Source organism: Agromyces sp. PvR057, from assembly GCF_040547485.1.
In the GTDB taxonomy this organism is placed as follows: Bacteria; Actinomycetota; Actinomycetes; order Actinomycetales; family Microbacteriaceae; genus Agromyces.
Genome location: NZ_JBEPPT010000001.1, coordinates 664095 through 686951 on the forward strand (window position 1 = coordinate 664095; position 22857 = coordinate 686951).

The window sequence follows — 22857 nt, forward strand, 5'->3', positions numbered from 1 at the left end:
GAATCGGGCATGGCGCTGCGTGAGAGCGCTCCACTACCGTGGTCAGCATCGACACGCCACCGTCTGCGCTCCTCGGCCGTGCCGGCGAGCGCGAGCGCCTCGCCGAGCTCGTCGGCTCGGCGCGCAACGGGCGAGGGTCGGCGCTGCTCATCCGCGGCGAGCCGGGCATCGGCAAGACGGCGCTCCTCGACGAGGCGACGCGCGAACTCGCCGGAGTGCGGGTCGTGCGCGCCGACGGCTTCGAAGCCGAGCAGGCGATGCCGTACGCGACGCTGCAGCGGCTCGGTTCCCCGTTCACCGAGCTCGTGGCCACCCTGCCCCCACGCCAGGCGTCCGCGCTGCGCATCGCCGCCGGCATCGACGACGGCCCGCCGCCCGACCGCTACCTGGTGGGGCTCGGAACGCTGTCGCTGCTCGCGGCGGCGGCCGAGCGGCATCCGCTCGTGTGCGTCGTCGACGACGCGCACCTCGTCGACGCGGAGTCGCTCGAGGTGCTCGCGTTCGTCGGTCGCCGGCTCGAGGCCGAATCGGTCGCACTCGTACTCTGCACGCGCCCCGAGGCGCGCGTCGACGTCGCGGCGGCCGGCGTCGCGGTGCTCGAGCTCGGCGGCCTCGACGCCCCGACGTCGGTGCAGCTGCTGAACCGGTCGGCGACCGAGCCGGTCGACCCGTTCCTCGCGACCCGCTTCGCCGAGGAGACCGGCGGCAATCCGCTCGCCCTCATCGACCTCGCTCGCGAGTTCACGGCGCAGCAGCTCACGGACTCGTCGCTCGCGGTCGGACCGGTGCCGATCGGCCTGCGGCTCGAGTCCACCTACCTGCGGGCGGCCGACGCGCTGCCGGCCGACACCAGGCGCTGGCTCGGCATCGCCGCGGCCGAGTCCACGGGGCGCGCCGCGATCATCGACGAGGCGGCGCTCCGGCTCGGGGTGGCGACGGATGCCGCGGGCGGGGCCGAACGCGCGGGGCTCGCGTCGGTGCGCGAACGTGTGCGGTTCCGGCATCCGCTCGTGCGGGCCGCGGTCTACAACGCGATGCCGGCGGGCGAGCGGCGCGCGGTGCATGCGGTGCTGCGCGAGGTCGCCGACGAGCAGGGCCGACCCGACCTCGCGGTCTGGCATGCGGCGGCCGCGGCATCCGGTGTCGACGACCAGGTCGCCGATCGCATGGAGCGGGCGGCGGATGCCGCGGGCGGCCGCGGCGGCACGGCCTCGCGCGCCCGGCTGCTCGCCGGGTCCGCGGACCTCACGACGCCGGGGCCACTCCGCGACGCCCGGCTCATGGCGGCAGCCGAAGCCGCGGCGGCGGCAGGCGCTGCCCAGCTCGCGCTCGACCTCGTCGACCGCATCGAGCACGACCGCGTCGCTCCCGTGCCCCTCGATCCCGTGACCGAGGGGCGACTGCTCATGGTTCGGGCGATGCTCGCCCTCTTCGTCGGCGACCCCGACGGCGTGCGCGGCGGCGGCGAGCGGCTGCTGCGAGCAGCCGGACTCTTCCACGGGCGGGCGCCCGAGCTCGAGCAGCGAGCCCTGCTGTTCGCCTTCAACGCCGAGCTCACCTCGGAGTCGGCCGTGCGCAGCGGCACCCTGCGGGAGCTCGGGCGACGGCTCGCCGACGGCGCCGACGTCGCCGACGGACGCACGTCGCTCACGTTGCGCGCCCTCGGCGCGCACATCCTGCGGCCGTACCCCGAGGCGGTGCCGATCATGCGCGAGGCGGTCGCGATGCTCCAGGACTCGAGTGACGCGCAGCTGCTCGAGCTCGGCTCCGAGGGGGTCGCCCTGACGATGGCGTTGTGGGACGAGCGCACCTGCGTCGAGCTGCTCGAACGCACGATGCGCGCCGCCACCGAGGCGGGCAACCTGCGCGTGCTCGACACCACCCTGTGGGTGCTCGGACTCGTCGAGCTCGCGCGCGGCGACCCCGCGGCATCCGGCCGATACGTGGAGCAGGTGCGCGAACTGCGCCGAGCCATCGGCTACGACGCGGAGCAGGTCGTGAACGCCTCCTACCTCGCGTGGTCGGGGGCGCCGACGGAGCTCGTCGAGCGGGTCGCCGAGGCCATGCTCGGCACCGGATTCGACGGCGTGTGGACGGTCGCGATGACCGGCCTCGCCATCCGCGAGGTCGCGGACGGCCACTACCGCGACGCCTACGAACGCCTCCGCCCCCTGGTCGAGCTCGAGTTCCTCCAGGTGACGTATCAGGAGCTGCCCGACCTGGTCGAGGCGAGCGTGCGCAGTGGCAACACCGGCGCCGCGAGGGACGCGGCCGACCGGCTCGCCGGGTTCGCGGCGGTGAGCGGCACGCCGTGGATCCGCGGTGTCGCGGCACGTGCCGCCGCCCTGGTCGCCGAGCCCGAGGCGGCGGAGCCCAGGTACCTCGAGGCGATCGAGCACCTCGGCCGAGCGACGGCGCCCGGCGAGCTCGGACGCGCGCACCTGCTCTACGGCGAGTGGTTGCGGCGCGTGAAGCGCCGTCGCGAGGCCAGGGAGCACCTCCGCACCGCATGCGAGATCTTCGAGCGCGTCTCGGCGCCGGCGTTCGCCGCCCGTGCGCGCCGGGAGCTCGAGGCCACCGGAGAGCATGTCGTCGCCCACGAGCCGGGCGACGACGGCGCCGAGCACCTCACGCCGCAGGAGGAGGCCGTCGCGCGTCTCGCCGCAGCGGGTCGCACGAACGCCGAGATCGGCGCGGAGCTCTTCATCAGCGCGAACACCGTCGACTACCACCTGCGCAAGGTGTTCCGGAAGCTCGGCATCACCTCGCGGCGGCAGCTCGTCGAGCGGCACCCCGTGCACTGACGCAGGACCCGGCTTCGCCCGGTTCGCGTTCCCACGACGCCTTGCGGCCTGGAGGTCGCGCCGAATCCGCACTCCAAGCCGCAAAAGGTCGTGAGAACCGCCGCGCGACGCCGTGCGGTGTTCGCGACTACGCGCACCACGTGATTCGGTGCCCGGCGCACGCGCGCGAGCATCGAGGCATCCGCGAATCGCGAGCCGCGCGACTCGCCCCGAATCCGGGAGGCGCCCATGCCCTACGTCACCGCCGATGACGGCGCGCAGATCTTCTACAAGGACTGGGGCTCGGGCGGCACGCCCGTGCTGCTGAGCCACGGCTGGCCGTTGAACGCCGACGCGTGGGAGGCGGCGGCGCTGTTCCTCGCCGAGCACGGGCACCGCGCGATCGCGCACGACCGGCGCGGCCACGGCCGCTCGAGCCAGACCTGGAACGGCAACGAGATGGACACCTACGCCGACGACCTCGCGTGCCTCATCGAGCACCTCGACCTCACCGAGCTCACCCTCGTCGGCCACTCGACCGGCGGCGGCGAGATCGCGCACTACGTCGGACGGCACGGTTCCGCACGCGTCGCGAAGCTCGTGCTCGTCTCGGCGGTGCCGCCGCTCATGCTCGCCACGGACGACAACCCCGGCGGGCTGCCGATCGCCGTGTTCGACGGCATCCGCGCGGGCGAGGCATCCGATCGCTCGCAGCTGTACCGCGACCTCGCCGACGGCCCGTTCTTCGGCCACAACCGCAACACCGACATCTCGCAGGGCGTGCGCGACGCGTTCTGGCTGCAGAGCATGGCCTGCGGGCATCGCGCCGCGTACGAGTGCATCGCCGCGTTCTCGGCGACCGACTTCCGGCCCGACCTGGCGAAGATCGATGTTCCGACGCTCGTGATCCACGGCGACGACGACCAGATCGTGCCGTTCGAGGTCGGCGGCGCCCGCTCGGCCGAGCTCATCGACGGGGCGACGCTGCTCGTCTACGAGCACGGCGCGCACGGCCTGCCCGACACCGACCGCGAGCGGCTGCACGCCGACCTGCTCGCGTTCATCGACTCCTGACGTTCATCGACTCCTGAAGCTCATCGACACCCGGGTTCATCGACACCCGGGAGCGGATGCCGCGGCGCCGGCTCGCGACATCCGCTCGCCCCTCGCTATATCACCCTCGAAAGGACAGCACCATGACCGACGGCAGCACCCCCGACCGCACCGTCCCCGACACGATCGTGCTCGTGCACGGCCTCTGGATGACCCCGCGCAGCTGGCGCGGCTGGAAGGAGCACTTCGAGGCGAAGGGCTTCACCGTGCTCACGCCCGCCTACCCGGGCTTCGAGGTCGAGGTGGAGTCGCTTCGCGAGACCCCCGACGTCATCGCGAAGCTCACCGTGCCCGAGACCGTCGACCACCTCGCCGCCCAGATCGAGGCGCTGCCGAACCCGCCGGTCATCATGGGGCACTCGTTCGGCGGCACGCTCACGCAGCTGCTGCTCGCGCGCGGACTCGGCGCATCGGCCGTCGTGGTGGACTCGGCGCCCACCGAGGGCGTGCGCATGACGCCGCTCTCGCAGGCGAAGTCGCTGTTCCCGGCGCTGAAGAACCCCGCGAACATCCACCGCGCGGTCGCGTTCACGCCAGAGGAGTTCCACTACGCGTTCGCGAACACCCTCTCGCGCGAGGACTCCGACGCCGCCTGGCAGGAGTTCGCGATCCCTGCGCCCGGCAACTGGATCTGGGCGTACGGCCTCATCGCGAACTTCAAGCCGGGCCACCAGGAGACGTGGGTCGACTACGCGAAGGACCGCGCGCCGCTGCTCTTCATCGGCGGCGAGAAGGACCACATCATGCCGCCCTCGGTGAACCGGTCGAACGCGAAGCACTACGCCAAGTCGCCCGCGCTCACCGAGTACGTGGAGTTCCCCGGCCGCTCGCACTGGATCTGCGCCGAGCCCGGCTGGGAGGAGGTCGCCGACCACGCCCTCGAGTGGGCGCTCGCGCATGCGCGCCCGGCTGCGGTGACGGCCGGGGCGTGACGCGCCCGTCGCGACCAGCCCGTCGCGACCCGATCGTCGCGACCCGATCGTCGTGTCGCCCGTCGTGCCGCGGCCATCGTGACCCGAAACGGGTCCTCGACGTGCGGCCCGGGCTGACATAGTGTCACGGGCATGAAGCTCACGCGGATCGGCGGCCCGACCGTGCTCGTGGAGCTCGACGGGTGGCGACTGCTCGTCGACCCGACATTCGATCCGGCCGGTCGGCACTACGCGTTCGGGTGGGGCACCGGGTCGACGAAGACGCGCGGGCCGGCGATCGCCCTCGACGACCTCGGGCCGATCGACGTCGCGCTCGTCAGCCACGACCATCACGCCGACAACCTCGACGACGCCGGCCGCGCGATGCTGCCGTCGGCCGGCGCCGTGGTGACCACGGTGAGCGGCGCGGGCCGGCTCGCGCAGGGTGCGCCCGGCTCCCGGGTTCCCGGCGATCGCCTGCACGGGCTCGCGACCGGCGGCTCGGTCACGCTGCCCGCACCGCGGCCCGGCCTGCCGGCGCTCGTGATCGCGGCGACGCCGTGCCGTCACGGCCCGCCGCTCACCCGGCCGATCGTCGGCGACGTGATCGGATTCGCCGTCCGCAGGCAGGGCGAGGAGCAGGTCGCCCTCTGGGTCACCGGCGACACCGTGCTCTTCGAGCCGCTGCGGCGTGCCGCGGAGGAGCTCTCGATCGACGTCATGCTCGCCAACGTCGGCGGGGTGCGTTTCGGCGTTACCGGCCCGCTGCGGTTCACGATGACCGGTCGCGATGCCGTCGAGCTCGTCGGCATCGCCGCGCCGCGTGTCGCGACGTTCGCGCACTACGACGGCTGGTCGCACTTCGTCGACGGCGAGGAGGGCCTGCGCGACGCGATCGACGCGTCCGCGGCATCCGTCCACGATCGCGCCGTGTGGCTCGCCGAGGGCGTTGCGCTGGAGGTCTGAGGCCCCGCCCCCGCCCCGGCCCCGACCCCGGCCCGCCCCCCCCGGCCCGCCCCCGGCCCGCCCCGCCTCGGCCTCGGCCCGCCCCCGGCCCGCCCCCGCCCCCAGCCCGCCTGACCACGCACCGAGAGGACGGGTTTCGGCGGTCTTGGGGTGCCGACACCGCCGAGACCCGTCCTCTCGCGGCGCGCGAAGGCGGGCGCCGACGAAACGTGCGCGTGACACGGCCGTGCGAGGATGCTCCGCGTGCCAGAACCCGTGATCGCCCCCGGAGACCTCACCGACCCGCGCGTGCTGCGCCTGCTCGAGGACCACCTCGCCGACATGCACGCCACTTCGCCCGCCGAGAGCGTGCACGCGCTCGACGTCTCCGGCCTCTCCGACCCGGCCGTCACGTTCTGGGCGATCGCCGACGGCGACGACGTGCTCGGCTGCGTGGCGTTGAAGGAGCTCGCGCCCGGTCACGGCGAACTCAAGTCGATGCGAGCGGATGCCGCGGCGCGCGGCCGTGGCCTCGGTCGCCGCCTGCTCGAGCACGTGCTCGACGAGGCCGGCCGTCGCGGCTACGCGCGGGTCAGCCTCGAGACGGGGACCGAGGACTTCTTCGCGCCCGCCCGCGCGCTCTACGAGAGGGCCGGATTCGTGGAGTGCCCGCCGTTCGGCGACTACGCGCTCGACCCCAACAGCGTCTTCTACACGCTGGAGCTCGGCGCGCGCGACTGACCCGACGCGCGCGACCGAGTGCGGCTCTTCCGCGAACCTGACCGAAACTCAGGATTGTCTCGACAAATATCATTGTCGGTACGAGGCCGGATGACCTCGATCGACGCTGGGCGGCGATCCTGACCGACCTCGGCGTGAGCGGTCGCGAGGCCGTCGGCGAGCGGGTCGTGCTCTCGCCCGCCGGCCTGCCGGACGTCGCAGGCGTCGAGGGCGTCGTCGACCTCGCCGATGCCGCGAACCTCGGCGTGCGCACCGATGCCGCCATGTACCGCTTCACGCGCGGGTCCTTCGCCGCGGGCATCGGGCGCCACCTCTTCGGTGCGGATGCCGCCAGCTGACCCCCGGGGGGCGCGCCGCGCTGCGCTGCGTCGCGCCGCGTCGCGCCGCGTCGCGCCGCGCCGCGCTGCGCCGCCGAGCGGTCACGATCTGCGGCATCCGGAAGGTGGGATGCCGCAGATCGTGACCGCTCGCGAGCGCTGACCGGCGTGGCGGGCCGGAATCGGCGACTGGAGGGCGCCGGATCGGCCCCGCCGGAGAGCTGGGCGTCAGCGCCGCGAGGCGAAGAACGCCGCGATGTCGCCCGCGAGCACGTCGGGCACCTCGAGCGAGGCGAAGTGCCCGCCCTCGGGGAACCGGCTCCAGTGCACGATCGCGTCGTTGTCGCGCTCGGCGAACACCTTGATCGTCTGGAAGTCGTCGGCGAACACGGCGACGCCGGTGGGGGCGTGGTTCACGCGCGGTTCCTCCTCGAGACCACGTGGATGAAGTGGATCGGCTGCCCGTCGATCTCGGTGATGAAGTTCGGCACGGCGTTGATCCGGGCCTCGACGGCGCGCCAGTCGAACGTCTTCCACTGCTCGACCGCGTCGCGCAGGTAGTGGTTCGGGGTGCCGGTGGTCCAGTCGTCGGCGGGCGCCGCCTGGGGCAGGCGCGTGCGGGCGAGGCGCTCGGCCAGGTCGTCGAGGTCGGCCTGCGGCACGGCGACGGTGAAGGGTCGGATGTCGGTCTGCGATGCGGTGTCGATGTTCATGTCTTCGACGGTACGGTCGAGAGCGGAAAGGATCGTTCCTGTTGGCTGAATATCGTCGGACATCGTCGTGACCGAGACCGCTGGCCGCCTGCTCGCCCTGCTGGGTCTGCTGCAGTCGCGTCCGTCGTGGCCCGGGCCCGAGCTCGCCGAACGGCTCGGGGTCACCACGCGCACGATCCGCAACGACGTCGAGCGGCTGCGGGCGCTCGACTACCCGGTCGAGGCGACCCGCGGCTCGATCGGCGGCTACCGGCTCGGGGCCGGCGGCCGGTTGCCGCCGCTGCTCCTCGATGACGAGGAGGCCGTCGCCGTGGCGATCGGCCTGCGCGCGGCCACCGGCGTCGCGGGGGTCGGCGAGTCGAGCCGCCGCGCGCTGGCCAAGCTCGAGCAGGTGCTGCCACCGCGGCTCCGGCCCATGGTCGAGGCCGTGACGAGCGTCATCGACCGGGCGCCCGAGAACAACGGCACGGATGCCCCAGACCCCGAGGTCGACCCGGAGGTGCTGCGGGCGATCGCGACCGCCATCCGCTCGACCGAGTGGCTGCGCTTCGACTACGCCTACGACGACCGTGACGACGAGCCGCGCCTCGTCGAGCCCTACCGACTGCTCGCCTGGCTGCGGCGCTGGTACCTCGTCGCCCGCGATCCCGAGACGGGGGAGTGGGACGTCTTCCGCGCCGACCGGGTGCGTCCGCGCATGCCGACCCGCAGGCCGTTCACGCCGCGGCTCGTGCCCGGCGGCGACTACACGGCGTTCACGATGCGGCAGGTCGCGGTCAGCGGATGGAACGTGCACGCCCGCCTCCGCGTGCACGCCGCGGCATCCGCCGTGCTCGATCGCATCCACCCCGCCGTCGGCATCGTCGAGGAGGTCTCGGCGCACGAGTCGGTGCTGCTCACCGGCGCCGACAGCCTCGACACGGTCGCGGCGTACATCGGCATGCTCGGCATGGACTTCACGGTCGAGTCGCCGCCCGAGCTGCGCGACCTGCTGCGGGTCTACGCCGATCGCTACCGCCGGGCGGCCGACGGCGCCTGACGCCCCGTCAGGGGAGTGCCGCGAGGAGCCGCTCCGCCGTCGCTCGAGCCGATGCCGTGCCCGTCGCGACCGAGACGATGTCGCTGAGGAACACGTTGTGCAGCGCGATGGCGACGATGCCGTAGGCCGTGCTCGCGCAGGCGTCGGCGTCGGCGTCGGGGTGCTCGACGGCGATCAGGCGCGCGAGGAGCTCGTGCGTGCCCCGGTAGGCGTCGACGATGAGCTCGGCGAGCGCGGGATCGCTGCGGGCGGCCTCGACGAAGCCGAGCACGACCGCGTTCTCGCGGCCCGGCGCGGCGAACTCGTCGCCGAAGAGGTGGTCGAGGGCGGATGCCACGGAGTCGGTGCCCGCAGGCAGGATCGAGGTCCCCTCGGCGCCGTCGTAGTAGAAGCTCCGGGCGCTCGCGCGCAGCAGCTCCTCGCGGTTGCCGACGAAGTGGCGCACGTGCCCGCGCGACATGCCCGCCTCCTCGGCGATGCGGTCGAGGCTCGCGCCGGTGATGCCGTTGGTGCCGATGGTGCGGATCGTCGCCTCGACGATCTGCTTCGTGCGCTCATCGGCCACTGATGGTCGCGCCATGTGTCTCCTCCCTCTCGCACGATAGCGGCCCGCCATCGTCTTCGAGGTTTATTTTCTAGTCGGACTTGACTAATAACCCTATCCGAACCTACCGTGGCATCCACCCGAACCCATGAGAACGGCCAGAGAGGCACCCATGCAGCACATCGAGCACGTCGGCCCCGGGCCCGTGAGCCCGCTCGCCAGGGAGGAGTTCGTCCGCATGCGCGACGGCGTCCGCCTGGCGACCGACGTCTACCTGCCCGGTGCGCCGGCGGCTTCGGATGCCTCGCCAGGCGACACCGTCCTCATCCGCCTGCCCTACGACAAGAGCGGCGCCTACACGTACATCCCGCTCATCGCCGAGTACTTCGCGCAACGCGGCTATCGCGTCGTCGCCCAGGACGTGCGCGGCAAGTTCCGCTCCGAGGGCGAGGCACTGCTCTTCGTGAACGAGGCCGACGACGGCTACGACACGATCGAGTGGATCGTCAACCAGGCGTGGTCGAACGGCCGCGTGGCCATGTGGGGCGACAGCTACTACGGGTTCACCCAGTGGGCCGCGGTCTCGTCGCAGCATCCGGCGCTCAAGGCGATCGCGCCGCGCGTGACGGGCACGCAGCTCGGCGAACCCGTTCGGACCGCGCCCGGCGCCCGCACCAGCGGCGTCGAGTGGGGCATCACCTACCTCTACCCGCTCACGTACTTCCACTCGCAGGACGCCTACTTCTGGGACCTCGACCCCGAGCGCCGCCCGTACAGCGCCCAGGTCGAGGCCGTGCTCGAGCAGCTCGGCTCGCGCTCGATCTCGTACGACCAGTGGTACCCGCGGCCCGTGCACCTGCCGCGCTTCCCGAACGGCGACCCGTTCGATGCGCGGCCCGTGCCCACCCTGCACACCATCGGCTGGTGGGACAACTGCGCGCCGCTCTCCTGGGCGGATGTCGCGCGCATCGCGCAGCGCCCGGCCTGGGCGCTCAACCACTTCCTGCGCATCGAGTCGATGGACCACGAGTCGTACTACCTCGGCGAGCCGGAGGAGGACCGGGTCGCGGAGCGCTCGCACGAACAGTTGCTCGCCGGCCTGCCGCGCATGCTCGAACCGGCGCTCGCGTTCTTCGAGGTCTTCGTGCGCGGCAACGGCGTGCCGACCGACATCCCGCGGGTCGCCTACAACCTGGCCGGCACGCCGGGCATGCGGGCGAGCGAGACCTGGCCGCCGGCGGATGCCGCGCCGCTCGACCTCTTCGCCCACGCGGGCGGCGAGCTGTCGCCGGAGCGGCCGGCCGCGGCATCCGACATCGAATGGGTGCACGACCCCGCCGACCCGGTGCCCTCGAGCGTGGCGAACGCGTTCGCGTTCCTGCTCGACGCACCCGACGAGGCCGCGCTCGCCGACCGCGACGACGTCGTCGCGTTCACGACCGAGCCGGTGGCCGACGACCTCGACCTGACCGGGCCCGTGAGTGCCACGGCCGTGATCGCCTCCGACGGCCCGGGCATGGACCTGTTCGTGCGCCTGCTCGACGTCGACGAGCGGGGCCGGGCGTTCCGCATCGCCCGAGGGCAGGTGCACCTGCACGAGGCGCGGCAGGCGGCGCACGTCGAGGTCGACCTCGGCCAGCTCGGCTATCGGCTCCCGGCCGGCCACCGCCTGCGGGTGCACGTCTCGAGCAGCGACGCGCCCGAGTTCATTCCGCAGCCCGGAACGGGCGAGCACCCGTGGGGTGCGACCGAGCTCACGACCAACCGCCAGCGCCTGCACCTCGGCGGCGACCGGCCGTTCCGACTCACCCTCACGGTCGGCACACGCGCCGACGCCGACGAGACCGACACCGCCACGAAAGGAATCCACCATGTCTGAACCCGTCCTCGAGTTCGCCTTCGAGCTCCGCGTCGACTGCGACCCGCACCTGCGCATCGGGCGCAGCGCCGACGAGGAGCTCACGTTCACCCCGATCACCGGCGGCACCGTCGCCGGCCCGCTCCTGAACGGCGCCGTGCTCGCCGGCGGCGGCGACTGGGCCGTGGAGCGCAGCGGCACCTCCCAGCTCGAGGCGCGCTACCTGCTGCGCGCCGACGACGGCGCCGTCATCGACATCCTGAACCGCGGCTACTTCCGCGCGTCGGCCGAGGCCATCGCACTCCACGAGGCCGGCGAGCACGTCGACGAAGCCGAGATCTACTTCCGCACCGCCCCGGTGTTCCAGACGGATGCCCCGGCGCACCGCTGGCTCGCCGAGCACCAGTTCGTCGGCCTCGCGCGCGACGAGGACGGCCAGGTCTGCGTTCGCGTCTTCGTCGTGCGCTGACGCGCCGACGCTCGCCCCGCGACGCCGGCCACCGACATCCGCCCATCCCACCGATCGCATCACCTGACGCTCCACCGCCGAGGCGCACCGCCGACGCACTGCACCGCCACCCCCACAGCAGCACGAAAGGACCCGTCATGAGAGTCACACGCATCACCGCGGCCGCCGCCGGCGCCGTCGCAGCCCTGGTGTTCCTGAGCGGATGCACGGGTCGAGCCGACACGTCGCCGGTCACGTCGGAGCCCGTCGACACCTCGAAGCTCGTCTCGTCGCTGCCCGCGGCGACCGGCGAGGTCGACGAGGTCACCTGGGCCCTCGTCGAGGGCGAGCCGTCGACGCTCGACCCGGCGGGCGACTACAGCCTGGCGATCCCGAACCTCTGCGAGAACCTGCTGACGATCAGCCCGGACTTCTCGGTCGGTCCCGGCGTCGCGACGAGCGCCGACTGGGCCGACCCCGTGACCTTCGTCATCGACCTGCGTGACGACGTGACCTTCTGGGACGGCACGTCGCTCACGGCCGACGACGTCGCATTCAGCCTCGAGCGCAACCGCGCCGAGACCTCGGCCTGGTTCTCGGCCTTCGTGCTCGTCGAGTCGATCGAGGTCACCGGCGACCATCAGGTCACCGTGCACTTCACCGCACCGGATTCCACGTTCCGCGATGCGATCGCGGGGGCGGCGGGCGCCGTGCTCAGCAAGGCGTTCGTCGAGCAGGCCGGCGACGCGTTCGGCACCTCCTCGGGCGGCGTCATGTGCACGGGCCCGTACGTGTTCGACGAGTGGACGCCGGGCACCGAGATCGTCACGAGCGCGAACCCCGACTATTGGGGCGGCGCGCCGCTCGTCGACACCCTGACGTACACCTTCATCACCGACGGTGCGACGCTCGCCAACGCCCTGCTGGCGGGCGAGGTCGACGGCGCCTTCAACGTGCCGCCCGCCAGCCGGGACAACTTCGCCGGCTCCGACAGCGGTCGCCTCGTGCTCGGGCCGTCGACCGCGTCGTACTCGTTCGGCCCGACGAAGTCGACCGGCGCAGGCGCGGATCCGCGCATTCGCCAGGCGCTCAGCCTCGCGATCGACCGCGAGCAGTTCATCACGACCGTGCTGCACGGGCTCGGCGAACCCCAGTCGACGTTCACCCCGCCGTTCGCATGGGCCGGAATGGAGGCCGCCGACCAGTACACGGCCGCCTACGACGCGATCCCGGCACCCGACCTCGACCTCGAGCAGGCGAAGCAGCTCGTCGAGGAGTCGGGCGTCGACACGACGACGCCGCTCGTCGTCGCGATCCCGGCCGGCGCGAAGGAGCTCTCGCAGACCGCCGCCATCATCCAGAGCGCGGGAGCGCAGATCGGCCTCACGATCGAGATCGACGAGCGCCAGCCCTCCGACTTCTCGCAGATCTTCTTCGACCCGGCGGCACGCGAGTCCATCGACTTCGTCGCGACCGTCGGCTACCTCGACGCCCCTGGCGTGCTCGGCTACGCCCAGCAGTTCCTGCTGCCCGCCGAACTCGGCGGCTTCTTCAACTGGAGCGGCTACTCGAACGACGAGGTGACCGCCGACCTGCAGACCGCGCGCACGACGCTCGACCCCGCGGCATCCGCGGATGCGTTCATCGCCGCGCAGGAGATCTTCGCACCCGACCAGCTGCAGGTGACGCTCGCCTCGGCGTACCAGACGACGTTCCTGCAGGACGGGCTCACGGGTGTCACCACCTCGGTCGCGGTCTACAGCAGCCCCTGGGCGCTGCACCTCGGCAGCGAATGAGCACCGCGACGCCGGCCGGGATCGGAGGCACCACATGAACGCGGGAGTCGTGCGCACCCTCGCCGGCAAGCTCGGCGAGCTCGCGCTCACCCTGTTCCTGGCCAGCGTCGTCATCTTCTCGGCCGTGCTGCTCACGCCGGGCGACCCGGTCTCGGCGCTCGCCGGCGGCATCCGCCCCACCCCCGAGCTCGTCGAGGCGATCCGTGCGCAGCACCACCTCGACGACCCGGTCTGGCAGCAGTACCTGCACTGGGTCGGCGGGGTGCTCACGGGCGACCTCGGCACGTCGTTCGTCTACAAGACGGATGTCGGCGCGCTCATCGCGCCCCGCATCGGCGTGACCGTGATGCTCGTGCTCTACACGGCCGTGCTCATCGCGATCTTCGGCATCGGGTCGGGGGTGTTCGCCGCGACCCGGGGACCGAGGGCGGATCGCGCCGTGCTCATCGGCACCTCGATCGGCATGGCGATGCCCACGTTCGTCGTCTCGATCCTGCTGATCTGGGTGTTCGCGAGGGTCCTCGGATGGTTCCCCGTCTACGGTGCGGGCGAGGGCCTCCTCGACAACCTCTACCACCTGACCCTGCCGGCGATCTCGCTCGCGGTGCTCTACATCGCGTTCTTCAGCCGCATCACGAGGGGCGCGGTCGTCGGCCAGCTGCACTCCGAGCACGTCGACACGGCGCGGGTCCGCGGCATCCCCCGCTCGCAGGTCTTCCGTCGGCACGTCTTCCTGAACGCCTCGCCGCAGATCCTCGCGGTCTCGGGCGTGACGGTCGCAGGGCTCTTCGCCACCTCGGCGATCGCCGAACAGGCCTTCGGCATCGGCGGGCTCGGGTCGCTGCTCACCGAGGCCGCGGCCCGGAAGGACCTCCCCGTGGTGCAGGTCATCTCACTGCTGCTCGTGGTCGTCTTCGTCGTGCTGAACGCGGTCGCCGACATCGCGATCGCCGTCATCGACCCCGACAGCGCAAAGCCCAGGAGGAACGCATGAGCGTCGCACAACTCGCCGGCGGCCGGGTCGCGGCCGTCGTGCGCCGGGCCGCCACGCGCGACCCGCTCGTCATCGCCGCCGTCATCGTGGTGGTCGGCGTCGCCGTGATGGCCGTCTTCGGCCAGGCGCTCGCGCCGTACGATCCGAACGCGATCTACGTCGGGCCCGTCTCGGCGCCGCCGAGCCTGGAACATCCCTTCGGCACCGACGACCTCGGCCGCGACATCCTCTCCCGGCTGCTCGCCGGCACCGCGCCCAGCGTCATCGGGCCGGTGATCGTGGTCGCCGTCTCGAGCCTCACAGGCGCCGCGCTCGGCATCTCCGCCGCATGGTTCGGCGGTGCGGTCGACGGCATCGCGTCCCGCGTGATCGAGCTGATCTTCGCGATCCCGGGTCTCGTGCTCGCCGTGCTCGCGGTCGCGATGTTCGGCAAGGGCCTGCTCGCGCCGACCCTCGCGCTCGCGATCGCCTACCTCCCGATCGTCGCGCGGCTCATCAGGGCCGGCGCCAGGGCGGAGCTCGGCAAGCCGTACATGGCGGCCCTGCGCATCCAAGGCGTCGGCTCCGCGGCGATCTGCTTCCGGCACCTCGTGCCGGCGCTGCTCCCTGCGCTCTTCGCGCAGACGACCATCGGGTTCGGGTACGCGATGCTCGACCTCGCCGCGATCTCGTTCCTCGGGCTCGGCGCCCAGCCGCCGGCATCCGACTGGGGCGTCATGATCGCGGGCGGCCAGCCCGCGCTCATCGCCGGCGCACCGGAGCAGTCGGTGTTCCCGGCGCTGTTCGTCGTGCTGACCGTGCTCGCCGTCAACGTGCTGGGCGCCCGGGTGACCGCATGGTCCGAAGGAGGCGAACGATGACCGAGGCGCTGAGCGGGATCGTGCTCGAACTGGATCGCGTGTCGATCACCACGTCGCCCGCGGCCGGTGCGCGCACGCTCGTGCACGACGCGTCGCTGACGGTGCACGCGGGCGAGGCGGTCGGCCTGGTGGGGGAGTCCGGCTCAGGCAAGACCCTCTCGACCCGCGCCGTCGCGGGATTGCTCCCCGAGGGATTCACGGTCGGCGGCACGATCCGGATCGACGGCGAGGACGTGTCGCTCCTGCCCGCGGCGCGGCTCCGCGATGTGCGGGCCCGACGCCTCGGCATGGTGTTCCAGACGCCGCGAGCCCACCTCAACCCCTTCCGCACGATCGGCGACTTCATGACCGAGGCGCTCGTCTCGGTCGCGGGCGAGCGAGCGGATGCCGCGGCCGGGCGCGCGATCGACCTGCTCGACGAGGTCGGGGTGCCCGATCCCTCGCGGCGCATGCGCCAGCGCCCCGGCGACCTCTCGGGCGGGCTGCTGCAGCGCGTCATGATCGCCGCGACGCTCGCGATGGACCCGCGCATCCTGCTGGCCGACGAGATCACGACGGCCCTCGACGTCACGACGCAGGAGGAGGTCATGGCGGTCATCGCCGACCTGCGCCGGCACCGCGACCTCGCGATGCTGTTCATCACGCACGACCTGCCGCTCGCCGGCGCGGTCTGCGATCGCGTCGTCGTGATGAACCAGGGGCGCACCGTCGAGACGCTGCCCGCGGCGAGCATGCGAGAGCGGGCCCGCGACCCGTACACGATCCGGCTGCTGTCGGCGTCGCTGCCCGGCGAGGCCGCACGCCCCTCCGAAGCCCCCGCCGAGCCGATCCTCCGGGTCGAGGGCCTGCGCAAGACCTTCCGGGTGCGCGCCGCGAAGGGCTTCGGACACGACGAGTTCGTCGCCGTCGACGGCGTCGGATTCGACCTCGCCCCCGGCGGCTCGCTCGGCATCGTCGGCGAGAGCGGCTCGGGCAAGTCCACGACCGCGCGCATCATCTGCGGGCTCGAGTCGGCGGATACCGGTTCGGTCACCGTCAAGGGCGAGGACTGGACGCGCCCTGCGCGCGGTGCACGCGGACGCCGACGACGTGCCCGCATCGCGCAGATGGTGTTCCAGGACCCGTACCAGTCGCTGGATCCGCGCCAGACCGTGCGCGAATGCCTCACCGAGGCCGTCGCCCTGCACCGGCCGAGAGCCGGCCGACCCGAGCAGACGGCCAGGGTCGACGAGCTGCTCGCGAGCGTCGCACTCGATGCGGCGCTCGCCGACCGGCATCCACGCGCCCTCTCCGGCGGACAGCGACAGCGCGTCACCATCGCCAGATCGCTCGCCGCCGAGCCCGAGATCCTCGTGCTCGACGAGGCGGTCTCGGCGCTGGACGTCACGACCCAGGTCGAGGTGCTGACGCTGCTCGACGGCATCCGCCGCACGACCGGGGTCGCGCTGCTCATGATCTCGCACGACCTGAACACCGTGCGACGCTTGTGCGACGAGGTCGTCGTCATGCGGTCGGGCGTCATCGTCGAGCAGGGGCCGATCGCCGACGTGCTCGACCGTCCCGCCGCCGACTACACGAGGATGCTGCTCGACTCGATTCCCCGCGAGGGATGGGTGCCGCGACGCCGGCGCCCCGCCCGAACCGGTGCCCTGCCCAGTGTCGCCACATCGACGACCGCCATTCCCCGAGGAGGAACCCCGTGACCGAATCCCAGTTCCGCGAGCCCGCGACCGAGCCGGACGCCGAGGCCTCGGCCTCGCCGGTGCCGGCGCCCGAGCCCTGGACGCTTGGCGCGCGAGAGATCGCCAGGCGCGTGCGTTCGGGCGAGCTCACCGCCACCGCCGTCATCGAGGCGCACCTCTCGCGCATCGACGCCGTGAACCCCGCGGTCGGCGCGGCCACCGTCGTGTTCGCCGATCGCGCCCGCGAGCTCGCCGCGGCGATCGACGAGCGCATCGCCGCGGGCGAGGAGGTCGGCCCGCTCGCCGGCGTGCCGATCAGCGTGAAGGAGAACATCGACCTCACCTGGTCGGCGTCGACGCAGGGCTGGACCTTCCTCGCGGGGGCGGTCCCGGCCGAGAACGCGACGCTCGTCGACCGCCTGCTCGCGGCCGACGCGATTCCGATCGCGCGCGGCAACATGCCCGACTTCGGGCTGCGCTGGGACACCGTCAACGACCTCTTCGGCCGCACGAACAACCCGTGGGACCCCGAGCGGGTGCCGGGCGGTTCGAGCGGCGGCGAAGCGGTCGCGGTCGCGACGGGCATGGCCGCGATCGGACTCGGCAACGACTACGGCGGATCGCTGCGACTGCCCGCGTACGCCGCGGGTGTCTGCGCGCTGCGGCCATCGGCCGGCCGGGTGCCCGCACCGTCGGCCGTCGTCGAGCCGCTGCCGCTCTCGTTGCAGATGTTCGCCGTGAACGGGCCGATCGCGAGGCATGTCGACGACCTCGACCTCGCGTTCTCGCTCATGCACGGCGCCGACGGCCGCGACCCGCTCGTGGCGACCGTGCCGCATCCGTCGGCCTACGACGGCGTGCGCCGGGTCGCGGTCGTTCGCGACCCGCTCGGCTGGGGCGTCGAGCCGCAGGTCGCCGAGGCGATCGAGCGTGCGGCGACCGCGCTCGCCGCGGCGGGCTGGGAGGTCGTCGACGCCGAGCCGCCCATGCTCGAGGACGCCGCCGTGATGTGGCGCCAGCTGTCGGTCACCGAGATGGTCGGCGCGTTCCGCCCCGGCGGCCTGCCCGCGCCGCTCAGCGACGGCGCGACGCAGTACTTCCTCGACAACGCCGCCGAGACGCACGTGCTCGAGTCGGGCGATGAGTACGGCGGCGCCTGGGCGCAGCGCGTGGTGGTCGCCGCCGCATGGGCGAGGTTCCAGGCGGAGCACCCGATCGTGCTCGGACCGGTCTCGACGAGGCGGATGCCGCGCATCGGCGTGGATCTCTCGGGCCCCGCCTCGACGACCGAACTCTGGCGCGACCACCGCCTGCTCGTCGCCGTGAACTTCCTCGGCCTGCCGTCGGTCGCCGTGCCCGCCGGCCTCGACGACGAGGGCCTTCCGACGGGCGTGCAGCTGATCGGCCCGATGAACGGCGATCACATCGCCCTGGCCGCGGCGCGCGACGTCGAGGCGGCGCTCGGCGTGCTCACCCCCGTCGACCCGCGCTGACCCGGGCTGCCCGCCAAGGGGCTGCCCGCCAAGGGGCGGCCCGCCAAGGGGCGGCCCGCCAACGGGCGGCGCGATGGCCGGCGGTGCGACTCAGCGCGGCGGCGCGGTGCTCTGGCGCACGACGAGTTCGACGTCGACGACGGAGTTGCCGCGCCGCTCGCCGACCTCGACCTCGCGCAGCAGCGCCTCGACCGAGCGGCGGCCGACCTCGCCGAAGAACTGGTGCACGGTCGTCAGCGGCGGCCAGAAGCTGCTCGACTCGGACATGTCGTCGAACCCGACGACGCTCACGTCGCCCGGCACCTGCCGCCCGGTCTCGTGCATGGCTCGCAGCACTCCGAGCGCCATCTGGTCGTTCGCGGCGAACACGGCGGTCACGGCGGGGTTCGCGGCGAGTTCGAGTCCGAGCTCGTAGCCCGACTCGGTCGACCAGTCGCCCTCGAGCACGGGGGGCGCCGTGGCGCCGTGCTCGGCGAGCGTCGCTGCCCAGGCCTCGCGGCGGCTCGTCGCCGAGTAGGAGCGCTCGGGGCCGGCGACGTGCCAGACGCTCTCGTGCCCGAGGTCGAGCAGGTGCTGCACGGCGAGGCGGGCGCCGTGCGCCTGATCGGTGTCGACGCCCGGGAACCGCTCGTCGCCCGAGGCGTCGACGATGACCACGGGCAGCCCGTCGGGCAGCTCGACGTCGGACTCGTCGAGCAGGTGCGCCTCGACGATGAGGATCACGCCGTCGACCGCGGCATCCGCGAGGCGATCGAAGGCGACCGAGATCTCGCCCTTGGTCGGGTGCGGCACCGGGATGAGCGTGAGCGAGTAGCCGGCGTCGCTCGCGGCGGTCGTGATGGCGTCGAGCGTGCGCATGTTGCCGAAGCTCGAGAGGGTGAACATGATCACGCCGATGCTGCGGAACCGGCCGGTTCGCAGGGCGCGGGCTGCGCTGTTCGGGCGGTAGCCGAGCTTGGTCATCGCGGCGAGCACCCGGTCGCGGGTGACGGCGTCGACGTTGTCGCGTCCGTTCGACACGCGTGAGACGGTCTGGCCCGAGACGTTGGCCTCGCGCGCGACGTCGGCCATCGACGGTCCTCTGCGGCGCCCAGGCGCCGGTGCCCGGCCGGTGGTGGTCGTCATGTGCGGCTCCTTCGGTACTGCCATCTTGGAGAGTGGCGCATGTTCACGTCAACATGCTACGGTGTCCTCGCGAGATGTTGACGTCAACATCTCTCTGATTGGAAGATCCGATGACAACGACGTCCCCAGCTGTGGTTCCGCCCTCCGGCGCCGCTACCACATCCGACCCCCGCCGTCGCGGCGAAGGCCGCCGCCGCGGCACCCGCGGCCGCACCCGCAGCGAGTGGAAGGGCCTCGCCTTCGTGGCGCCGTTCCTCGTCGTGTTCCTGCTCGTCTTCATCGCGCCGGTCGCGTACTCGATCTACCTCAGCCTCTATCGCGAGCAGCTCGTCGGCGGCAATGCCTTCGTCGGCTTCGAGAACTACCTCGAGCTGTTCGTCGACCCGCAGTTCTGGGAGGGCTTCGGTCGCGTCACGCTGTTCCTGCTCGTGCAGGTGCCCGTGATGCTCGGCCTCGCGCTCGTCGCGGCCCTCGCCATCGACAGCGCCCGCCTGCACGCGTCGGGCTTCTTCCGCATCGCGATCTTCCTGCCCTACGCGGTGCCCGCGGTCGTGGCCGTGCTCATGTGGGGCTTCATCTACGGCGACAACTTCGGGCTCGCGGCGAACATCAACGACTGGCTCGGCTCGACCGTGCTCACGCCCTTCGCCCGCGAGTGGATCCTCGTCTCCATCGGCAACATCGTCACCTGGGAGTTCGTCGGCTACAACATGCTGATCTTCTACTCGGCGCTCAAGGTCATCCCGACCGACCTCTACGAGGCCGCCGAGCTCGACGGCGCCGGTCCGATGCGCGTCGTGACGGGCATCAAGCTGCCGGCCCTGCGCGGCGCGATCGTGATCGCGACGATCTTCTCGATCATCGGCAGCTTCCAGCTGTTCAACGAGCCGAACATCCTGCGCACCCTCGCGCCCAACATCATCACCACGTACTTCACGCCGAACATGTACGCCTACAACCTCTCGTTCGCCGGCCAGCAGTACAACGCGTCGGCCACCGTCGCGATCGTCATGGGCGTGTTCACCGCCGTGATCGCCTACGTCGTGCAGCTGCGCGGCTCGCGGAAGGAAGAGCGATGAGCACGATGACCGAGGTCATGACCACGACGGATGCCGCGGGCGGCCGCGGCGGCTCCCGTTCCCGTCGGCGCGGCGGCTACCGCCCGAAGTACTCCTCCCCGCTGCGCCCGCGCAAGTCGGTCGCCTTCACGCTGCTCATGGGCATCTTCGTGATCTACAGCCTCGTGCCGCTGGTGTGGCTCGTGATCAATGCCACGAAGACGCAGGCCGGCCTGTTCTCGAGCTTCGGGCTCTGGTTCGACGACGACTTCGTGCTGTTCCAGAACATCTGGGAGACCCTGACCTACAAGGACGGCATCTTCCTCCGCTGGTTCGGCAACACGCTGCTCTACGTCGTGGTCGGCGCGGGCGGCGCGACGCTGCTGGCGACGCTCGCGGGCTACGGCCTGGCGAAGTTCCGGTTCACGGGCCGCAAGGCGGTGTTCGCCGTGGTGCTCGGCGCGATCGCGGTTCCCGGCACGGCGCTCGCGGTGCCGACCTTCCTCATGTTCAGCCAGCTGGGCCTCACGAACACGCCGTGGGCGATCATCATCCCGTCGCTCATCAGCCCGTTCGGCCTCTACCTGATCTGGGTGTACGCGGTCGACTCGGTGCCCACCGAGCTGCTCGAGGCCGCCCGCATGGACGGCGCGGGGGAGTTCCGCACGTTCTTCACGATCTCGATCCGCCTCCTGGCGCCCGGCATCGTCACGGTCCTGCTGTTCACGGTCGTCGCGACGTGGAACAACTACTTCCTGCCGCTGATCATGCTGAGCGATCCCACCTGGTACCCGCTCACCGTGGGCCTCAACCAGTGGAGCGCGCAGGCCACCGGTGTCAGCGCCCAGCCCATCTACAACCTGGTGATCACGGGCTCGCTGCTCACGATCGTCCCCATCGTCGTCGCGTTCCTCGGCCTCCAGCGGTTCTGGCAGTCGGGGCTCAGCGCCGGAAGCGTCAAGCAGTGACCGAGCGGCACTGCGCGACGTCGCACCACCCCACCACGCACCATCCGCTCATCCGGAGCGTCCTGCCCCGGAACCACATGGCACACAACGAAGACACAACGAAGTGAAGGGAACCACCATGAGCATCGCTCGCTCCGCCGTCAGGCGGACCCTCTCGGTCGTCGCAGCCGCGGCCCTCATCGGCACGCTCGCAGCCTGCTCCGGAACCGACGGCGGCTCGTCCGGCGCCGCATCCGGATCCGCCTCCGACCTCGACGCCGCGCTCGAGAAGGGCGGCAAGCTCACCTACTGGAGCTGGACCCCCAGCGCAGAGGCGCAGGTCGCCGCGTTCGCGGACGCGTACCCCAACGTCGACGTCGAGCTCGTCAACGCGGGCACGAACACCGAGGAGTACACCAAGCTGCAGAACGCGATCAAGGCCGGCTCGGGCGCTCCCGACGTCGTGCAGATCGAGTACTACGCCATTCCGCAGTTCGCGCTCTCCGACTCGCTCGTCGACCTCAGCTCCTACGGGCTCGGCGACCTCGAGGACCAGTACAGCGCCTCGACGTGGGGTGCCGTGAACGTCGACGGCAAGCTCGTCGGCCTGCCGCAGGACTCGGGCCCCATGGCCATGTTCTACAACGCGAGCGTCTTCGACCAGTTCGGCATCGCCGTGCCGACCACGTGGGACGAGTACGTGCAGGCCGCGAAGGACCTGAACGCCGCCGACCCCACGAAGTTCATCACCGCCGACACCGGCGACGCGGGCTTCACCACGAGCATGATCTGGCAGGCCGGCGGACGCCCGTTCGGCATCGACGGCACCGACATCACCGTCGACCTCGCCGACGAGGGCACGCAGAAGTGGACCGGCGTCTGGAACGAGCTCGTCGAGGGCAAGCTGCTCTCGACCACGCCCGGCTGGACCGACGAGTGGTACCAGGGCCTCGGCGACGGCTCGATCGCGACGCTCGTGACCGGCGCCTGGATGCCCGGCGTGCTCGAGTCGAGCGTTCCGGATGCCGCGGGCGACTGGCGCGTGGCCCCGATCCCGACGTACGACGGCACGCCCGTGACCGCCGAGAACGGCGGCGGCGGCCAGTCGGTCACCACGCAGTCCGAGAACCCGGCGCTCGCCGCCGCGTTCCTGCGCTGGCTGAACTCCGACCCGGCGTCGATCGAGGTCTTCCTCTCGAGCGGCGGCTTCCCGGCGACCACGGCCGACCTCGAGAACCCCGACTTCGTGAACCTGGAGTCGGACTACTTCGGCGGCCAGAAGATCAACGAGGTGCTGACGCAGGCCTCGAAGGACGTCTCGACCGGGTGGTCGTACCTGCCCTACCAGGTGTACGCGAACAGCATCTTCGGCGACACCGTCGGCCAGTCGTACGCCAACAACGCCGACCTGAACGACGGCCTCGCCGCGTGGCAGGACCAGCTCGTCGACTACGGCAACGAGCAGGGCTTCAGCGTCAACAAGTAGCCGG

21 protein-coding genes are annotated in these 22857 nt (G+C 72.0%); 17 read left to right on the forward strand and 4 right to left on the reverse strand.

Annotation, left to right across the window (positions count from 1 at the left end; genetic code table 11):
- Window positions 1–38: 38 nt before the first annotated feature.
- From ABIC29_RS02930 to ABIC29_RS02955, 6 genes are all read left to right on the forward strand, one after another.
- Complete coding sequence (locus tag ABIC29_RS02930; protein WP_354242577.1) at window positions 39–2804, forward strand: helix-turn-helix transcriptional regulator; 2766 nt, start codon at window positions 39–41, stop codon at window positions 2802–2804.
- A 228-nt stretch (window positions 2805–3032) separates the two neighbouring features.
- On the forward strand, window positions 3033–3857 hold the full coding sequence (locus tag ABIC29_RS02935) for an alpha/beta fold hydrolase (protein ID WP_354242580.1): 825 nt from the start codon (window positions 3033–3035) through the stop codon (window positions 3855–3857).
- Between the two features lie 122 nt (window positions 3858–3979).
- Window positions 3980–4828: an alpha/beta hydrolase gene (locus ABIC29_RS02940; RefSeq protein ID WP_116080770.1), complete on the forward strand. Its 849-nt coding sequence runs from the start codon at window positions 3980–3982 to the stop codon at window positions 4826–4828.
- A 132-nt stretch (window positions 4829–4960) separates the two neighbouring features.
- Window positions 4961–5773 carry an MBL fold metallo-hydrolase gene (locus ABIC29_RS02945; protein WP_354242583.1) on the forward strand — a complete coding sequence of 271 codons (813 nt, stop codon included), beginning with the start codon at window positions 4961–4963 and terminating at the stop codon, window positions 5771–5773.
- Window positions 5774–6007: 234 nt separating this feature from the next.
- On the forward strand, window positions 6008–6493 hold the full coding sequence (locus ABIC29_RS02950; RefSeq protein WP_116080772.1) for a GNAT family N-acetyltransferase: 486 nt from the start codon (window positions 6008–6010) through the stop codon (window positions 6491–6493).
- 134 nt (window positions 6494–6627) lie between these two features.
- On the forward strand, window positions 6628–6831 hold the full coding sequence (locus tag ABIC29_RS02955) for a hypothetical protein (RefSeq protein WP_354242589.1): 204 nt from the start codon (window positions 6628–6630) through the stop codon (window positions 6829–6831).
- Window positions 6832–7038: 207 nt separating this feature from the next.
- Here ABIC29_RS02955 and ABIC29_RS02960 read toward each other — a convergent pair whose 3' ends face one another.
- On the reverse strand, window positions 7039–7227 hold the full coding sequence (locus ABIC29_RS02960; RefSeq protein WP_354242592.1) for an alpha/beta fold hydrolase family protein: 189 nt from the start codon (window positions 7225–7227) through the stop codon (window positions 7039–7041).
- Entirely contained in the window at window positions 7224–7523 is a 300-nt protein-coding gene (locus tag ABIC29_RS02965) for an epoxide hydrolase N-terminal domain-containing protein (RefSeq protein WP_354242595.1), read from the reverse strand. Before ABIC29_RS02965 ends, ABIC29_RS02960 begins: the two co-directional genes overlap by 4 nt.
- 67 nt (window positions 7524–7590) lie before the next feature.
- Here ABIC29_RS02965 and ABIC29_RS02970 point away from each other — a divergent pair, with 67 nt between their 5' ends.
- Entirely contained in the window at window positions 7591–8562 is a 972-nt protein-coding gene (locus ABIC29_RS02970; protein WP_354242598.1) for a helix-turn-helix transcriptional regulator, read from the forward strand.
- A gap of 7 nt (window positions 8563–8569) precedes the next feature.
- Here ABIC29_RS02970 and ABIC29_RS02975 read toward each other — a convergent pair whose 3' ends face one another.
- Window positions 8570–9142 carry a TetR/AcrR family transcriptional regulator gene (locus tag ABIC29_RS02975; RefSeq protein ID WP_116080776.1) on the reverse strand — a complete coding sequence of 191 codons (573 nt, stop codon included), beginning with the start codon at window positions 9140–9142 and terminating at the stop codon, window positions 8570–8572.
- Between the two features lie 136 nt (window positions 9143–9278).
- Between ABIC29_RS02975 and ABIC29_RS02980 the strand changes: the two genes are divergently transcribed.
- From ABIC29_RS02980 to ABIC29_RS03010, 7 genes are all read left to right on the forward strand, one after another.
- A complete protein-coding gene (locus ABIC29_RS02980) occupies window positions 9279–10985 on the forward strand; it encodes a CocE/NonD family hydrolase (protein WP_354242601.1) in 1707 nt (568 codons plus the stop codon).
- Window positions 10978–11433: a DUF3237 domain-containing protein gene (locus ABIC29_RS02985; protein WP_116080778.1), complete on the forward strand. Its 456-nt coding sequence runs from the start codon at window positions 10978–10980 to the stop codon at window positions 11431–11433. The genes ABIC29_RS02980 and ABIC29_RS02985 overlap by 8 nt, the downstream gene beginning before the upstream one ends.
- Before the next feature lie 137 nt (window positions 11434–11570).
- Window positions 11571–13208 carry an ABC transporter substrate-binding protein gene (locus tag ABIC29_RS02990; protein WP_354242604.1) on the forward strand — a complete coding sequence of 546 codons (1638 nt, stop codon included), beginning with the start codon at window positions 11571–11573 and terminating at the stop codon, window positions 13206–13208.
- A 34-nt stretch (window positions 13209–13242) separates the two neighbouring features.
- Window positions 13243–14202: an ABC transporter permease gene (locus ABIC29_RS02995; protein ID WP_116080780.1), complete on the forward strand. Its 960-nt coding sequence runs from the start codon at window positions 13243–13245 to the stop codon at window positions 14200–14202.
- On the forward strand, window positions 14199–15062 hold the full coding sequence (locus ABIC29_RS03000) for an ABC transporter permease (protein WP_116080781.1): 864 nt from the start codon (window positions 14199–14201) through the stop codon (window positions 15060–15062). Before ABIC29_RS02995 ends, ABIC29_RS03000 begins: the two co-directional genes overlap by 4 nt.
- Window positions 15059–16765 (forward strand): nickel ABC transporter ATP-binding protein NikE, encoded by a 1707-nt coding sequence (gene nikE, locus ABIC29_RS03005; RefSeq protein ID WP_354242608.1) that lies wholly within the window; start codon window positions 15059–15061, stop codon window positions 16763–16765. The genes ABIC29_RS03000 and nikE overlap by 4 nt, the downstream gene beginning before the upstream one ends.
- The gene (locus ABIC29_RS03010; protein ID WP_354242611.1) at window positions 16762–18237 is read left to right on the forward strand and encodes an amidase; all 1476 of its coding nucleotides are present in this window, start codon (window positions 16762–16764) and stop codon (window positions 18235–18237) included. Before nikE ends, ABIC29_RS03010 begins: the two co-directional genes overlap by 4 nt.
- Window positions 18238–18327: 90 nt before the next feature.
- Here ABIC29_RS03010 and ABIC29_RS03015 read toward each other — a convergent pair whose 3' ends face one another.
- Window positions 18328–19362 carry a LacI family DNA-binding transcriptional regulator gene (locus ABIC29_RS03015; RefSeq protein WP_354242614.1) on the reverse strand — a complete coding sequence of 345 codons (1035 nt, stop codon included), beginning with the start codon at window positions 19360–19362 and terminating at the stop codon, window positions 18328–18330.
- A 110-nt stretch (window positions 19363–19472) separates the two neighbouring features.
- Here ABIC29_RS03015 and ABIC29_RS03020 point away from each other — a divergent pair, with 110 nt between their 5' ends.
- The 3 genes from ABIC29_RS03020 to ABIC29_RS03030 all read left to right on the forward strand — a co-directional run bounded on the left by ABIC29_RS03020 (window position 19473) and on the right by ABIC29_RS03030 (window position 22853).
- Window positions 19473–20441, forward strand: coding sequence for a carbohydrate ABC transporter permease (locus tag ABIC29_RS03020; protein ID WP_116080784.1), 969 nt, complete (start codon window positions 19473–19475; stop codon window positions 20439–20441).
- Window positions 20442–20578: 137 nt separating this feature from the next.
- A complete protein-coding gene (locus ABIC29_RS03025; protein ID WP_235480876.1) occupies window positions 20579–21388 on the forward strand; it encodes a carbohydrate ABC transporter permease in 810 nt (269 codons plus the stop codon).
- Between the two features lie 118 nt (window positions 21389–21506).
- Complete coding sequence (locus tag ABIC29_RS03030) at window positions 21507–22853, forward strand: ABC transporter substrate-binding protein (RefSeq protein WP_354242617.1); 1347 nt, start codon at window positions 21507–21509, stop codon at window positions 22851–22853.
- Window positions 22854–22857 lie beyond the last annotated feature (4 nt).

Excerpts from the sequence above, each read along its gene's own strand:
- ABIC29_RS02990 (WP_354242604.1), top strand. The coding sequence starts at position 11,571 with ATGAGAGTCACACGCATCACCGCGGCCGCCGCCGGCGCCGTCGCAGCC.
- ABIC29_RS03015 (WP_354242614.1), bottom strand. The coding sequence starts at position 19,362 with ATGACGACCACCACCGGCCGGGCACCGGCGCCTGGGCGCCGCAGAGGA.
- ABIC29_RS03025 (WP_235480876.1), top strand. The coding sequence starts at position 20,579 with ATGGGCATCTTCGTGATCTACAGCCTCGTGCCGCTGGTGTGGCTCGTG.
- ABIC29_RS02950 (WP_116080772.1), top strand. The coding sequence starts at position 6,008 with ATGCTCCGCGTGCCAGAACCCGTGATCGCCCCCGGAGACCTCACCGAC.
- ABIC29_RS02995 (WP_116080780.1), top strand. The coding sequence starts at position 13,243 with ATGAACGCGGGAGTCGTGCGCACCCTCGCCGGCAAGCTCGGCGAGCTC.
- nikE (WP_354242608.1), top strand. The coding sequence starts at position 15,059 with ATGACCGAGGCGCTGAGCGGGATCGTGCTCGAACTGGATCGCGTGTCG.
- ABIC29_RS03020 (WP_116080784.1), top strand. The coding sequence starts at position 19,473 with ATGACAACGACGTCCCCAGCTGTGGTTCCGCCCTCCGGCGCCGCTACC.
- ABIC29_RS02965 (WP_354242595.1), bottom strand. The coding sequence starts at position 7,523 with ATGAACATCGACACCGCATCGCAGACCGACATCCGACCCTTCACCGTC.
- ABIC29_RS02975 (WP_116080776.1), bottom strand. The coding sequence starts at position 9,142 with ATGGCGCGACCATCAGTGGCCGATGAGCGCACGAAGCAGATCGTCGAG.
- ABIC29_RS02980 (WP_354242601.1), top strand. The coding sequence starts at position 9,279 with ATGCAGCACATCGAGCACGTCGGCCCCGGGCCCGTGAGCCCGCTCGCC.
- ABIC29_RS02945 (WP_354242583.1), top strand. The coding sequence starts at position 4,961 with ATGAAGCTCACGCGGATCGGCGGCCCGACCGTGCTCGTGGAGCTCGAC.
- ABIC29_RS03030 (WP_354242617.1), top strand. The coding sequence starts at position 21,507 with ATGAGCATCGCTCGCTCCGCCGTCAGGCGGACCCTCTCGGTCGTCGCA.
- ABIC29_RS02935 (WP_354242580.1), top strand. The coding sequence starts at position 3,033 with ATGCCCTACGTCACCGCCGATGACGGCGCGCAGATCTTCTACAAGGAC.
- ABIC29_RS02940 (WP_116080770.1), top strand. The coding sequence starts at position 3,980 with ATGACCGACGGCAGCACCCCCGACCGCACCGTCCCCGACACGATCGTG.
- ABIC29_RS02985 (WP_116080778.1), top strand. The coding sequence starts at position 10,978 with ATGTCTGAACCCGTCCTCGAGTTCGCCTTCGAGCTCCGCGTCGACTGC.
- ABIC29_RS03000 (WP_116080781.1), top strand. The coding sequence starts at position 14,199 with ATGAGCGTCGCACAACTCGCCGGCGGCCGGGTCGCGGCCGTCGTGCGC.